A 14,210-nucleotide genomic window follows, 5' to 3' on the forward strand; every position below is an offset into this window, starting at 1 on the left:
TCCGGTTAATTTGTCAGTGTTTGTCCCTGAGTCCGTGGAGGGTCCTGCGCGCCGCAGGGGAACAGGGGGGGGTGCCTCGATGGTCCCGAACGTGAATGCCACGCCCGTCCTGGGCCGTCGGGGACTCTACTGGCAGAGCGGTGTCTGCCTGGTGCTGCTGCTCGGCGCGGGCTGGCTGGTCCGGCGGCACTGGCCGGTCGTGGCGCACGGGGCGGTCCGGCTCGCCGGCGCCGACCAGGAGTGGCTGCTGGTGGCGGCCGTGGCGGCGGTCGGGACCTGGGCGTCCTCCGCCCTCGCCCAGCAGGGCGCGGTCACGCGCCGGCTGCCCGGCGGGCGGCTGGTCGCCGCGCAGTTCGCCGCGTCGGCCGCCAACCATGTGCTGCCCGCCGGGCTCGGCGCGGGCGCGGTGAACCTGCGGTTCCTGATGCGCTGCGGAATCACGGCGGGCCGTGGTGCGTCGGCCCTCGCGGTCAAGGCGGCCTCCGGCGCCGCGGTCCGGCTGGCGTTGATCGCCGTGCTCGCTCCCGCGTGCCCTGGGCTGCTGCGCGTCCCGCACGTGTCCGGGGCCGCGATCCTCGCCGTGACGGCCGCGGCCGCCCTGGGCGTGGTGCTGCTCCGGGCCCGGGTGTGGCCCCGCTGCCGGGACGCGGCGGCCGCGGTGGCCGCCGACATCCGGGCCCTGCACGCCCGCCCGGCCCGCGCGGCCGCGCTGTGGGGCGGCTCGCTGGCCTTCGCCGGGCTGCACGCGCTGGTGCTCTTCGCCGTCACCCGGGCGGTCGGACTGCCGCTGCCCCCGGCCCGGGTGGCGCTGCTCTACCTCGCCGCCAGCGGCGCCGCCGCGCTGCTGCCCACCCCGGGCGGCCTCGGCTCCCTCGACGCGGCCCTCGCGTTCGCCCTCACCGCCTCCGGGACCCCGGCCGCCGCGGCCGCCTCCGCCGTGCTCGGCTACCGGCTGCTGACCATGTGGCTGCCGCTGCTGCCCGGCCTGCTGGTGCTCGGGTTGCTGGTCCGGCGCCGGGCGCTGTGACCGGGCGGGCGTTTCCCGGCGGCCCGCATCAGGTAGGAGTCCGGTGTCGTCGGCCGACAGGAGGGGGACCGGTATGACAGCGAACGACACGGAGGGCCGGCTGGGGGAGGAGTTCTTCACGCCGGGGACCTCGTCCTTCGCCCGGTTCCTCGCCGTCCACCGGCCCGAACTGCTGCCCACCCGCAGCCCGCTGCCGCCCGGCACGGTCGCCGCGCCCGGCGCCTTCCCGCACGGCACCACCGTCCTCGCCCTCGCCTACCGCGACGGCGTACTCATCGCCGGCGACCGCCGGGCCACCATGGGCAACCTCATCGCCCAGCGCGACCTGGAGAAGGTGCACCCCGCGGACGACCACACGGCGGTCGCCTTCGCCGGCACCGTCGGGCTCGCCCTCGACATGGTCAAGCTCTACCAGGTCGAGCTGACCCACTTCGAGAAGATCGAGGGCATCCCCATGACCCTCGACGGCAAGGCCCGCCGGCTCGCCTCGATGATCCGCGAGAACCTCGGCCAGGCCATGCAGGGCCTCGCCGTCGTCCCGCTGCTCGCCGGTTACGACCCCAAGGCGCCGGAGGGGGAGCGCGGCCGCATCTTCAGCTTCGACGTCGCCGGCGGCCTCTACGAGAAGCGCGCCTTCCACGCCGAGGGCAGCGGCTCGCCGTACGCCGGGGGCGCCCTGAAGAAGCTGTACCGTCCCGGCCTCACCCGCCGCGAGGCCGCCCTGGCCGCGCTCCAGGCGCTGTACGACGCGGCCGACGACGACTCGGCGACCGGCGGCCCCGACCTCAACCGCCGTATCTTCCCGCTGGTCTCGGTCATCACCGAGGACGGCTTCGATCGGCTGCCGGAGACCGAGACGGCGGACCTGACCCGGGAGATGGTCGACCAGCGCCGCACCCGCCCGGACGGGCCGGGCATCACGCCCTGACTCAGGGCGCGGCCACCGGTCTCTCCGGCAGGTCGTCGGGCGTCCCCGCATCCGGAGCCCACCGGGCCGCCACGCACGCGCAGACCCCGAGCCAGCCGGCCGCGAAGAGCCAGCCGCCGATCACGTCGGTGCACCAGTGCACGCCGAGGTACACCCGGGTGACCCCCACGGCGAGCCCCCAGCAGGCGACGGCCGCACACCACGGCGTACGGCCGTGCGAGGCCCTCGTCCAGATCGCGAGGATCACCAGGCCGGCGGTGAGCGCGGCGGTGGTGGTGTGGCCGGACGGGAACGACCAGCCGGAGGCCGGTGACTGCCAGTCGGCCTGCGGCGGCCGGGGCCGGGTGACCAGCTCCATCACGGCCCGCCGTACCGTCTGGCCCAGGGCGAGGCAGCCCGCGCCGAGCAGCGCGGCGACCAGGCGCTGCCGCCGGGTGCGGCCCACGGCCAGACCGGCCGCCACGACCAGGACGTACGGCACGATCCCGGTGCCGGTGGCGGTGACCCCCCGGGCCACGGCCACCGCCACCTCGGTCCGATGACCGAGGGACCAGGTCAGCAGCGTGCGGTCCGGGGCGAGCGGGGCGCCATGCCGGCCCGTCACGACCAGGGCCAGCACCGCGAACGCCGCCCAGGCCCCGAACGCGATACTCCCCGCGAACTCCGCGGTCCTCTTGCGGTCCATGACGCCGACGACGGCCCTTTCGGTGCGATGCGGTGCAACGGCGGGTGGTGACTACGAACCTGTAGACGGTCTACTCGAATGTAGACGATTGCCGTACCGCCGGTGTTCGTGGGGTGCGCGGCCGTGTCCGGGCGTGGCTTTTGCCGCACCATTACCAGTTCATGACCGGCTGACTACATGGGTGTAGTCATCATGGTCGGCGGAGTAAGGCATGCCTTCACTAAGTTCGAGCCAAGGGGCGGGGACGGGCCTGCCGGGGAGGGCTGCGGCGGATGTGGGACGACGCGTTTCCTAGTTTCCTGATCGGGCTGAGGGAGGGTCTCGAGGCAGGGCTGATCGTCTCGATCCTCGTCGCCACGCTGGTGCGGGCCGGAGCCAGGAACCGGCTGCTGCAGGTGTGGACGGGCGTCCTTGCCGCGATCGCACTGGCGATGAGCTTCGGCGCGGTCCTCACCTTCACCGCCGCCTCGCTCTCCGCGACCGCCCAGGAGGCCTTCGGCGGCAGCCTCAGCGTGGTCGCGGTCGCCTTCGTCACCGCGATGGTCTTCTGGATGCGCCGCTCGGCCCGCAGCCTCGCGGGGGAGATCAAGGAGAAGGTCACCGGTGCCCTGGCCATGGGCTCGGGCGTGCTGATCCTGACCTCGTTCCTCGCGGTCGGCCGGGAGGGCCTGGAGACGGCGCTGTTCCTGTGGACCACCGCCCGGGCGGCCGGCGAGTCCGCCGGACCCCTGGCCGGCGCCGGGATCGGCCTGGTCCTGGCGGCCGGCCTCTGCTGGGGCCTCTACCGGCGCGTCCTGAAGATCAACCTCTCACGGTTCTTCACCTACACGGGCGCCGTCCTGATCGTGATCGCCGCCGGTGTCCTCGGCTACGGGCTGCGCGACCTCCAGGAGGGCGGCGTCCTCCCGGGCAACACCGTGTACGCCTTCGATCTCAGCGCCCACATCGACGCGGGCTCCTGGTACAGCACCCTCCTCCAGGGCGTCCTCAACATCACCCCGGCGATGACCTGGCTCCAGGTGACCGGATACGCCGTCTATCTCGCCGTGGTGATGACCCTGTTCGTGCGCGGAGTGCGTGCCACCGCACCGCAGCCGGCCGCAGCCGAGCCGGAGCCCGAGTCCGAACCGGTGGCCGGCGCGCCCGCGGACACGCCTGCCACCAAGCTGCCGGAGCCGGAGCCGGAGCCGGAGCCCGCCGCCCGAGAGCCCGAGCCGCAGCCCGCCGGCAACGCGCTGCGCCGTCCCGCCTGGGTGGTGCCCGTCGCCGTGGTAGCCGTTCCGGCCGTCGTCGCGGGGCTCGTCGTCGCCTTCGCCGGGCCCAGGTCCACGAGCGGCGAGACCGTCGCCGTCTCCGAGACCGAGTGCGGCAAGGGTTTCGCCACGCCCAAGCCGGGCCGGCAGACCTTCCGGATGCAGAACACCGGCAGCAAGACCGCCGAGGTGTACCTGATCGACCCGAGCAGCAACGCGGTCTTCGGCGAGGTCGAGGGCCTCGCCCCCGGCACTACCCGCGATCTGGTCGCCACGGTGACCGGCGGCACCTACGCCTGGCGCTGTGTCCCCTCCAGCGGCAAGGCCGTCACCTCCGCGTCGGTCACCGTCAGCGGTGGCACGGGCAGTACCAAGGCGGTCGTACCGGTCTCCGGGAACGACCTCGCCGCACCGCTCAAGGCCTACAAGGCCTACGTCGAACAGGGCCTGGCCACCCTCGTCGCCCAGACCCGCACCCTCGACGCCGACATCGCGGGCAACCACCTCGACCAGGCCCGCACCGACTGGCTGACCGCCCACCTCACCTACTCCTCTCTCGGCGCCGCCTACGGCACCTTCGAGGACTACGACAAGAAGATCAACGGCCGCGCCGACGGCCTGGCGGGCGGGGTTGCCGACCAGGACTTCGCCGGGTTCCACCGGGTCGAGTACGGGCTGTGGCACGGGCAGTCTGCCGACCAGCTGAAGGCTCCGGCGCAGGCGCTCGCGGACGCCGCGGCCGGGCTCCAGAAGGCGTTCCCGTCCCAGGACTTCGACCCGGGCGACCTGCCGCTGCGCGCCCACGAGATCCTGGAGAACACCCTCCAGTTCGAGCTGACCGCCGACACCGACGAGGGCAGCGGCACCAACCTCGCGACCGCGAACGCCAACCTCGCCGGCACCGGCGAGCTGCTCACCGTACTGCGGCCGCTGCTGACCACCCGGGCGCCGAAGCTGCTGCCGGCCGTCGACGCGGACATCGCCCGGCTGCAGAAGCTCCTGGACGCCGAGCACCGGGGCGCGACCTGGACCCCGGTCGAGCAACTCGACACCGTCACCCGGCAGCGGATCGCCGGCGCCACCGGACAGCTCCTGGAGGACCTCGCCCCGGTGCCGGACCTCCTGGAGATCAGGAAGTCCGCCTGATGAACCCCGCACCGCACCCGCACGACGAAGGGAACCCTCCGATGTCCGCTGCCGACACCCCGTCCTGCCCGATGAGCACGGGCCGCCGCTCCTTCGTGCGGACGGCGCTGGGCGCCGGCGCCGCGGGCGCGGTCCTGGCCGGCGGCGGCTTCGCGCTGAGCCAGGCCGGCGGCACCGCCGAGGCTCAGGCCGCCGACGCGAGCGGCACCGCGAAGATCCCCTTCCACGGCATCCACCAGGCCGGCATCCTCACCCCGGCCCCGGCCGCCGCCACGTTCGTCTCCCTCGACGTCATCGCCGACAACCGGCAGGAGCTCGCCGACCTGCTGCGGACGATCACCGAGCGGGCCCGCTTCCTCACCTCCGGCGGCACCCCCGACGACCTCGGGGTCGGCGCCCCGCCCGCCGACAACGGCATCCTCGGCCCCGAGGTCCCCTCCGACGCGCTCACCGTCACCGTCGGCGTCGGCGCCTCCCTGTTCGACGACCGGTACGGCCTGGCGAAGGCGAAGCCGGCCCGGCTGACGCCGATGCGGACCTTCCCCAACGACAACCTGAAGGCCGCCGAATGCCACGGCGACCTCTCGCTCCAGATCTGCGCCGACAGCACCGACACCGTGCTCCACGCCCTGCGCGACATCGCCAGGCACACCCGTGGCGCCATGCAGATCAAGTGGCGGATCGACGGTTTCCAGAACGCCCCGCGGCCCACCGGCGCCCAGCGCAACCTGCTCGGCTTCAAGGACGGCATCGCCAATCCGGACGTCACCTCGGCCCGCGAGACCGACCGGCTGATCTGGGTCGGCGAGGGGCAGGGCGAGCCGGCCTGGACGGCGGGCGGCAGCTATCAGGTCGTCCGGATCATCCGCATGCTCGTCGAGTTCTGGGACCGGGTCTCGCTCAGCGAGCAGGAGCTGATGTTCGGCCGCCGCAAGGACACCGGCGCCCCGCTGGACGGCGCCAAGGAGACCGACATCCCGAACTACGCCAGGGACCCGAAGGGCAACGCCATCCCGCTGGACGCCCACATCCGGCTCGCCAACCCCCGCACCGCGAAGACCGACAGCACCCGCATCCTGCGCCGCGGCTACAACTACGATCGCGGGATAGACAGCGTCGGCAACCTCGACATGGGCCTGGTCTTCTGCTGCTACAACCAGGACGTCCAGCGCCAGTTCGAGGCCACCCAGACCCGGCTCATCGACGAGCCGCTCGTCGACTACATCTCCCCGACCGGAGGCGGCTACTTCTTCGCCCTGCCGGGCGTGAAGAACGCCAAGGACTGGCTGGGGAGCGGACTGCTGTCGGCCTGACCGTTCTTTACCGTCCCATGACGTTCTCTTGGTGAAGGCCTGCCACGGGCCTTGCTGCGAACGATGTGCAAGTACGGGAGGATGGCACAAGGCTGCCCATGGCAGCTGCCCATCGCTCGACCGAAGGATGTCACCTCCCGATGACGGCCGCCCCTGGTTCCGCTCCGTCCCTCCCCGCCCAGGCCGAGACCAAGCGCTCGGCCTGGCACCGTGTCCGGGGCTCCATGACACGGCAGGAGTGGCTCAGGGTCGGCGGGATGGCCGGCTTCGTGCTGGCCCTGCACGTCATCGGCTGGGGCACCCTGGTCGGGATCATCGCGCCGCGGCACTTCAGCGTGGGCACCGAGTCCTTCGGCATAGGCATCGGCGTGACGGCGTACACGCTGGGCATGCGGCACGCCTTCGACGCCGACCACATCGCCGCGATCGACAACACCACCCGCAAGCTGATGGGCGAGGGGCAGCGGCCGCTGTCGGTCGGCTTCTGGTTCTCCCTCGGCCACTCCAGCATCGTCTTCGGCCTCGCCCTGCTGCTCTCGCTCGGCATGAAGACCCTGGCCGGACCGGTCCAGGACGACAACTCGCACCTGCACGACGTCACCAGCCTGATCGGTACGACCGTCTCCGGCACCTTCCTCTACCTGATCGCCGGCATCAACCTGGTCATCCTGGCCGGCATCTGGAAGGTCTTCCGGCAGATGCGCTCCGGCGCCTACGACGAGGCCGCCCTGGAGACCCAGCTCAACAACCGCGGCTTCATGAACCGCTTCCTCGGCCGGGTCACCGGCACGATCCGCAAGCCCTGGCAGATGTACCCGCTCGGGCTGCTGTTCGGCCTCGGCTTCGACACCGCCACCGAGATCGCCCTGCTGGTCCTCGCCGGCTCCGGCGCCGCCTCCGGCCTGCCCTGGTACGCCATCCTCACCCTGCCGGTGCTCTTCGCGGCCGGGATGTCGCTCCTGGACACCATCGACGGTTCGTTCATGAACTTCGCCTACGAGTGGGCGTTCTCCAAGCCGGTCCGGAAGGTCTACTACAACCTCACCATCACCGGCCTGTCCGTGGCCGTCGCCCTGATCATCGGCACCGTGGAACTCCTCGGCCTGCTCGCCGACAAGATGGACCTGCACGGCGTCTTCTGGGACTGGGTGGCGGGCCTCGACCTCAACACCGTCGGTTTCGTCATCGTCGGCCTCTTCTTCGCCACGTGGGCCATCGCCCTGCTGATCTGGAAGGCGGGGCGCATTGAGGAGAAGTGGACGGCGGGGTTGAGCCCCCGAACCGTCGAACAGACTGAGGGCTGAGCAGCGCCCCGTAAGGGGCGCTGGGGGTACCCCCAGCCTTCGGCCGGGGGAGGAACTGCGCGACCAGCCACGACGGCGCCGCAGTCGACACACGGCGTATCAACCACGCAATTTCAGATCCGCCCGCCACTTGACGATCTGCTTCTCCGCGTCGCCGGTGTACGACCACGGGGTACGCGTCGCCCGCCGCCCCTGGAGCCGCAGCAGTTCCGCGGCGACGTCCGTGACGCCCGCCTGACAGGCCGCGTGCGTCAGGTGGTTGAGGTCACGCAGCTCGCCCGGGGCGACCGGGCCCTCGCCGCGCTGGGCGATCCAGCGCTCCCAGGTGCGCCGTACGTCGCTGACCGCACCGTCGTGCTTCCAGTGCTGGCTGAGCGCGACCGTGTTCTGCTGTCCCTGCGCCGTGTCCAGGGCGTACCGGAACTCCTCGACGCGGGCGTACTGCACCAGGACGGGCAGCGCGCAGCCCGGCGGGGCGACCCCGGCCGCGTCCCGGGCGAAGTCGTACATCAGGCCGTGCGTGCCGTGCCAGCGCGCGGAGTAGTAGTGGAGCACCTGGAGGTGGCCCTCCACGTTGTACGGGTCGCGCCGGTGCAACTCGTCCCACCAGCGGGCGAGTTCCTGCCGGCGCACCCCGGTCGGATACAGCCGGGCCACCGAGATCAGGGAGACCCAGGGGGTCGGGTCCTGCGGGTACGCCTCGGCGGCGGCCAGGCAGGCCAGCACGGCGGTGTCGATCCTGGCCCGGTCGATCGGGACACCCCGGCCCGCCGAGATGGCCAGGGTGAACGCCCGGGCCGTCTCGGTCGCCGCCCGCAGCACCAGCGCGTCGGCGCCGTGCGGCTCGGCGGCCAGCCAGGACTCGGCCGTCGAGTTGCCCGCGCAGGCCTGCGCCAGCAGCCGGACCCGGTGTCCCCGGGCCAGCCAGTGCGGGCCGGTGGCCCGGAGCAGTTCCCGCAGGCCCTGCCAGCGGCCGATGACGATGTCCTGACGGGCCGAGGTGAGGGATTCGTCCCCGCAGTCCGGGTCGAAGTCGGGGGCGAAACGGTCACGCGCCATCGGACTCATACCTCAGAAGTCGGTGGGGAGGCCTTCGTAAGCCTGGGCCTGCACGGTGGCTGGGTCGTCGGGCACGTAGTCGGCCTCGACCGTGCGGGTGGCGTCCAGCTTGGCCGGCCGGTAGTAGTCGCTGCCCTGCTTCCAGTACCAGAGCATCGGGACCAGGCCGACGGCCAGACCGCCGATGCCGATCGCGATCGCCGCGGTGCTCAGTTCGCCGAGCGACTCGACGAAGATCCAGAACATGAACACCGCGCCGAGCAGCGGCCACAGCCCGCCGAGCAGGAAGTTGCCCGCCGACTTGAACAGCATCTTGCGGTAGGCCACGACCACCGCGAGGCCGGCGAGACCGTAGTAGACGGCGATCTGGAGGCCGATCGCCGAGATGGCGTCGGAGAGGATCTCGCCCACCGAGCCCAGCGCGTTGGAGGCGATGAACATCACCAGCGCCACCGCGCCGACCACACCGATCGCCACGTGCGGGGTGTTCCAGGTGCGGTGCACCCTGCCCAGCGCGGTCGGCATCGTGCGGTCGCGGCCCATCGCGAACAGCGAGCGGGTGACCTGGATGAGGGTGGTCTCCAGGGTGGCGATGGTGGACAGCATCACGGCGACGATCAGTACCTTGCCGCCCCAGCCCGGCGCGACCTGGTCGCCCAGCACGGCCAGTACGTTGGCGTCGTTCGCGGCGATCTGGTCCGAGGACAGGATGATGTTCACGGCGATGGTGAACACCTCGAACAGGGCGAAGACGATGCCGACGCCGATCAGGCCCGCGAGGCCGGTGGTACGGCGGGAGTTGCGGGTCTCCTCGCTGAGGTTGCTGGTGACGTCCCAGCCCCAGTAGTAGAACGCGGCGATCAGCGCGCCCGAGGCGAAGCCGGAGACGCCGTCGAAGTGGGAGAAGCCGAGCCAGGACCAGTCGAAGGTGCGGGCGTTGCCGGTGTGGAAGAGGGCCAGCACCGCGAAGAGCAGCAGGATCGCCAGCTCGATGCCGGACATCAGCAGCTGGGCGCGCACGGTGAGGCGGGCGCCGCCGAGTACCACCGCCAGCATGACCAGGAACCAGGCGGCGCCGACCACCGTGGACAGGGCCACGTTGTCGGCGAGGTCCGCGTCGAACAGGGACAGGGTCATCGACCCGGCGGGCAGCGAGCCGGCCACCATGAAGATGGTCGCGGACACCACCAGCGCCCAGCCGCTGACGAAGCCGAGGAAGGGGTGCAGTGTGCGGCCCACCCAGGAGTAGCTCGCGCCCGCGTTCACGTCGATGCGGCCCAGGTAGCTGAAGGCGAGCGCGATGCCCAGCATCGGTATCGCACACCACAGCAGGGCGGCCGGACTGGCCAGGCCCACCGCCCCGACCAGCACCGCGGTGGTCGCGGCCAGCGAGTACGCCGGTGCGCTGCCCGCGACGGCCATGACCACGGTGTCGAACGTGCCGAGGGCGTTGGCCTGGAGCCCTCTGCCCCTGTTGTTGCTCATGGTTGTGCTGCTTTCCGGTCGTGCAGGGCGCACGGGAGTGCAGACCCGCGGCGGTACGGGTGGGGGGTGCACGACCCGCCCCACGCCCGCTGAGGGGTGGCCTCGGGCAGGGGACCGGTCGGAAGGGAAAGGGATGGTGAAGGCCGCATGCCCAGAGTCGGCGAACGGTCACACCGCGTGTGTGGGTGTGACTATAGCGGCACTCTTTGACCTTTCAAGCTGACCGACCGGTAATCACATATGCCACCTGAGGCTGACAACTCTCACGCCGGAAGCAGCGGTTCCGTCGGCCTCTCAGTCCTCCAGCCGGTCGAGCTGCCGCAGCTTGTTGGTGGCGTCGAGGGCCGCGACCTTGTACGACTCCGCGAGCGTCGGGTAGTTGAACACCGCATCCACGAGGTAGTCGACCGTGCCACCGCAGCCCATCACCGACTGACCGATATGGATCAGTTCTGTCGCTCCGGTACCGAAGCAGTGCACACCGAGCAGCCGACGGTCCTCGGGAGAGACCAGGAGCTTGAGCATGCCGTGCGAGTCGCCGATGATCTGGCCCCGGGCCAGCTCCCGGTAGCGGGCCACCCCGACCTCGAACGGGACACTGTCCCCGGTGAGTTGGTCCTCGGTCCGGCCGACGAAGCTGATCTCCGGAATCGTGTAGATGCCGATGGGCTGGAGGTTGTCCATCTGCCCGACCGGTTCCCCGCAGGCGTGGTACGCGGCGACCCGGCCCTGCTCCATCGAGGTCGCGGCGAGTGCCGGGAAGCCGATGACGTCGCCGACGGCGTAGATGTGCGGGACCTCGGTGCGGAAGTGCTCGTCCACCGTGATCCGGCCGCGCCGGTCCGCGGACAGGCCCGCCTTGTCGAGGTCGAGTCCGTCGGTGAGGCCCTGGCGGCCCGCCGAGTACATCACCGTGTCCGCCGGTATCTTCTTGCCGCTCTCGAGCACGGTCAGCGTCCCCCGCGGATGCCGTTCGACGGCGGCCACGGTCTCCCCGAACCGGAAGGTGACGGCCAGGTCCCGCAGGTGGTACTTGAGCGACTCGACGACCTCGACGTCGCACATGTCGAGCATGGCCGCGCGCTTCTCGACCACCGTGACCTTGCTGCCCAGCGCGGCGAACATGCTGGCGTACTCCATGCCGATGACACCCGCACCGACGATGACCATGGAGCGCGGCACCCGCTCCAGGGACAGCACGTTGTCGGAGTCCATGATGGTGCGGCCGTCGAACTCGACGCTGTCCGGGCGGGCCGGCCGGGTGCCGGTGGCGATGATGATGTGCTCGGCGCTCAACAGCCTTTCGTTGCCGGTCGGTTCGCGCAGGGCCACGGTGTGCGGGTCGACGAACCGGCCGACGCCGGAGCAGAGGGTGACGTGGTTGCGGGAGAGCTGGTTGCGGATGACGTCCACCTCACGGCCGACCACGTGCTGGGTGCGCGCGGTCAGGTCGGCGACGGTGATGTCCTCCTTCAGCCGGTAGCTCTGGCCGTACAGGTCGCGCTGGGTCAGGCCGGTCAGGTAGAGGACCGCCTCGCGCAGGGTCTTGGAGGGGATGGTGCCGGTGTGGATGGACACGCCGCCGACCATGTCGGGGCTGTCCACGACGGCGACCCGGCGGCCGAGTTTGGCCGCGGCGATGGCGGCCTTCTGGCCGCCGGGTCCGGAACCGATGACGAGCATGTCGAAGTCGGGCACCCTGCGAAGTCTGTCAGCAGCCGCCCTCGCTTCGAAAGGGTGAACGGGCAACCTTCGCGTGAAATCCGGTACGGACCAGGCCCGTTGTGCGCGTCACGGGCCCCGCGGGTCGCCGGTGTCAGGGCAGGAGCCGCTCGATGCAGTTAGGTCCCTCGCGCTCCATCTTCTTCCTGGCCCATTCCAGCGTCTCCGGGGTGACGTCCCGGCCCGACGCCATCACCAGGTCCTCGGGCGCCACCCCGGTGCCGGGGGCGCTGTGCAGCAGGGAGTCCGGGGTGGCGCGGTCCTCGGGCGACCGGGACGCTTCGGGTTCTGAGGTCGACATGGTCCCTCCTTCACGGAGCGGGGTGCACACTCTCACGATTGCCCGCCCGGCCTTACCCCGCATCCCGAGCGGCCCGGGGCCCGCCCGGAAAGCAGTTTGCCCCTTTTAGGCTGTATGGTGACCGTACATCCGTTCCGGGGAGGCCGTCACGATGGCCGAGCAGCGGTTCTACCAGAATGCGCCCGGCAGCCCTCGCTACCTGCCGATCGCCGAGCACGGACTGATCGGCGATCTGCGCAGCGTGGCCCTGGTCGGCAGCAACGGCACGATCGACTGGTACTGCAGCCCGTCCTTCGACGCCCCCAGCGTCTTCGCCGCCGTCCTGGACGCCGAGCGCGGCGGTTTCTTCGCGCTGGCCGCCACCGTACCGGCGCGGACCAAGCAGTTCTACTTCCCCGACACCAACGTCCTGATCACCCGGTTCTACACCGACGAGGGCGTCGGCGAGGTCCAGGACTTCATGCCGGTCACGGGGGAGTCGGCCGAGTGCGCTCGGCACCGGCTGATCCGCCGGGTACTGTGCGTGCGCGGCACCGTGCCCTTCCGGGTCCGGGTGGCTCCCCGCTTCAACTACGGCGCCGACCCGCACACCCTGCGCACGCTCGGTGACACCGCGCTGTTCGAGTCGGAGGCCATGTCCCTGCAGCTCACCTCCACGGTGGCCCTGGAGAGCGACGGCCCGGACGCCTGTGCCGACTTCAAGCTCTCCGAGGGCGAGACCGCCGTCTTCGCCCTCGACCTGGCCGGCGAGGACATCGCCCCCCGCGGCTGCGCCCGCGCCGAGGCCGAGCAGCAGTTCGAGACCACCGTCTGCTACTGGCGGCGCTGGCTCCACCAGTCCCGCTACCGGGGCCGCTGGCGCGAGATGGTGCACCGCTCGGCGCTCACCCTGAAGCTGCTCACCTACGCCCCCACCGGAGCCATCGTGGCGGCCCCCACCACCAGCCTCCCCGAGCAGTTCGGCGGCGAACGCAACTGGGACTACCGCTATGTCTGGATCCGCGACGCCGCCTTCGCCGTCTACGCCCTGCTGCGGCTAGGCTTCAGCAGCGAGGCCGCGGCCTTCATGAAGTTCGTGACCACCTACATCAGCCCCGGCGACGGCTTCGCCTCCGGCCCGCTGCAGATCATGTACGGCATCGACGGCCGCTCCGACCTGCCCGAACGCGAGCTCACCCACCTGGAGGGCCACTGCGGCTCCGCCCCGGTCCGGGTCGGCAACGGCGCCGCGGGCCAGCTCCAGCTCGACATCTACGGCGCCCTCATCGACTCGATCTACCTCTACGACAAGTGGGCCGAGCCCATCTCCAGCGACCAGTGGGACGACGTCACCCGCCTCGTGGGCTGGGTCTGCGACCACTGGGACCAGCCCGACGAGGGCGTCTGGGAGACCCGCGGCGGCCGCAAGAACTTCCTCTACTCGCGTCTGATGTGCTGGGTCGCCATCGAGCGGGCGATCCGCCTCGCCAACCGGCGCGGCCTCCCCGCCGACCTGCCCCGCTGGCGGCAGTCCCGCGACGCCATCTACCGGTGGATCATGGACCGCGGCTGGTCCGAGCGGCGCGGCGCCTTCGTCCAGCACGAGGGCGGCGACGTCCTCGACGCCTCGCTCCTGATGATGCCCCTGGCCAAGTTCATCGCCCCGACCGACCCCAAGTGGCTGTCCACCCTGGACGCCCTCACCGAGGACCTGGTCTCCGACTCCCTCGTCTACCGCTACGACCCGCAGGCCAGCCCCGACGGCCTCCGCGGCGACGAGGGCACCTTCTCCATCTGCTCCTTCTGGTACGTGGAGGCCCTGGTGCGCGCCGGGCGCGTGGACGAGGCCCGGCTCGCCTTCGAGAAGATGCTCACCTACGCCAACCATCTCGGCCTGTACGCCGAGGAAATCGGCCGCACCGGCGAGCAACAGGGCAACTTCCCGCAGGCGTTCACCCATCTCTCCCTCATCAGCGCCGCCTTCAACCTCGACCGGGCGCTGGGCTGA

The 14,210-nt window shown here is 71.3% G+C and carries 11 protein-coding genes; 6 read left to right on the top strand and 5 right to left on the bottom strand.

Features of this window, described 5'->3' with window-relative positions:
• Positions 1 to 79: 79 nt before the first annotated feature.
• Both ACZ4UV_RS30355 and prcB read left to right on the top strand, forming a co-directional pair.
• A complete protein-coding gene (locus tag ACZ4UV_RS30355) occupies positions 80 to 1,027 on the top strand; it encodes a lysylphosphatidylglycerol synthase transmembrane domain-containing protein (protein WP_451018178.1) in 948 nt (315 codons plus the stop codon).
• A 73-nt stretch (positions 1,028 to 1,100) separates the two neighbouring features.
• Complete coding sequence (gene prcB, locus ACZ4UV_RS30360) at positions 1,101 to 1,955, top strand: proteasome subunit beta (RefSeq protein ID WP_451018179.1); 855 nt, start codon at positions 1,101 to 1,103, stop codon at positions 1,953 to 1,955.
• Position 1,956: 1 nt separating this feature from the next.
• Here prcB and ACZ4UV_RS30365 read toward each other — a convergent pair whose 3' ends face one another.
• Positions 1,957 to 2,640 (bottom strand): phosphatase PAP2 family protein, encoded by a 684-nt coding sequence (locus tag ACZ4UV_RS30365; protein WP_467842131.1) that lies wholly within the window; start codon positions 2,638 to 2,640, stop codon positions 1,957 to 1,959.
• 272 nt (positions 2,641 to 2,912) lie between these two features.
• On the opposite strand from ACZ4UV_RS30365, the gene efeU reads away from it, so the two are divergent.
• The 3 genes from efeU (at position 2,913) to nicT (ending at position 7,656) form a co-directional block, all read left to right on the top strand.
• Positions 2,913 to 5,039 (top strand): iron uptake transporter permease EfeU, encoded by a 2,127-nt coding sequence (gene efeU / locus ACZ4UV_RS30370; RefSeq protein ID WP_467842134.1) that lies wholly within the window; start codon positions 2,913 to 2,915, stop codon positions 5,037 to 5,039.
• Between the two features lie 41 nt (positions 5,040 to 5,080).
• Positions 5,081 to 6,352 (top strand): iron uptake transporter deferrochelatase/peroxidase subunit, encoded by a 1,272-nt coding sequence (efeB, locus tag ACZ4UV_RS30375; protein WP_467842137.1) that lies wholly within the window; start codon positions 5,081 to 5,083, stop codon positions 6,350 to 6,352.
• A 140-nt stretch (positions 6,353 to 6,492) separates the two neighbouring features.
• A complete protein-coding gene (gene nicT / locus ACZ4UV_RS30380; RefSeq protein ID WP_451018183.1) occupies positions 6,493 to 7,656 on the top strand; it encodes a Nickel transporter NicT in 1,164 nt (387 codons plus the stop codon).
• Positions 7,657 to 7,755: 99 nt separating this feature from the next.
• Here nicT and ACZ4UV_RS30385 read toward each other — a convergent pair whose 3' ends face one another.
• The 4 genes from ACZ4UV_RS30385 to ACZ4UV_RS30400 form a co-directional block, all read right to left on the bottom strand.
• Positions 7,756 to 8,715, bottom strand: coding sequence for a hypothetical protein (locus ACZ4UV_RS30385; RefSeq protein ID WP_451022571.1), 960 nt, complete (start codon positions 8,713 to 8,715; stop codon positions 7,756 to 7,758).
• A gap of 12 nt (positions 8,716 to 8,727) precedes the next feature.
• Positions 8,728 to 10,200: an APC family permease gene (locus ACZ4UV_RS30390; protein WP_390035979.1), complete on the bottom strand. Its 1,473-nt coding sequence runs from the start codon at positions 10,198 to 10,200 to the stop codon at positions 8,728 to 8,730.
• 294 nt (positions 10,201 to 10,494) lie between these two features.
• On the bottom strand, positions 10,495 to 11,898 hold the full coding sequence (gene sthA / locus ACZ4UV_RS30395) for a Si-specific NAD(P)(+) transhydrogenase (protein WP_451022572.1): 1,404 nt from the start codon (positions 11,896 to 11,898) through the stop codon (positions 10,495 to 10,497).
• Positions 11,899 to 12,016: 118 nt separating this feature from the next.
• Positions 12,017 to 12,223, bottom strand: coding sequence for a hypothetical protein (locus tag ACZ4UV_RS30400; protein WP_351498364.1), 207 nt, complete (start codon positions 12,221 to 12,223; stop codon positions 12,017 to 12,019).
• Between the two features lie 151 nt (positions 12,224 to 12,374).
• Here ACZ4UV_RS30400 and ACZ4UV_RS30405 point away from each other — a divergent pair, with 151 nt between their 5' ends.
• The gene (locus ACZ4UV_RS30405; protein WP_451022573.1) at positions 12,375 to 14,210 is read left to right on the top strand and encodes a glycoside hydrolase family 15 protein; all 1,836 of its coding nucleotides are present in this window, start codon (positions 12,375 to 12,377) and stop codon (positions 14,208 to 14,210) included.

Source organism: Streptomyces sp. NPDC028289 (assembly GCF_055565975.1).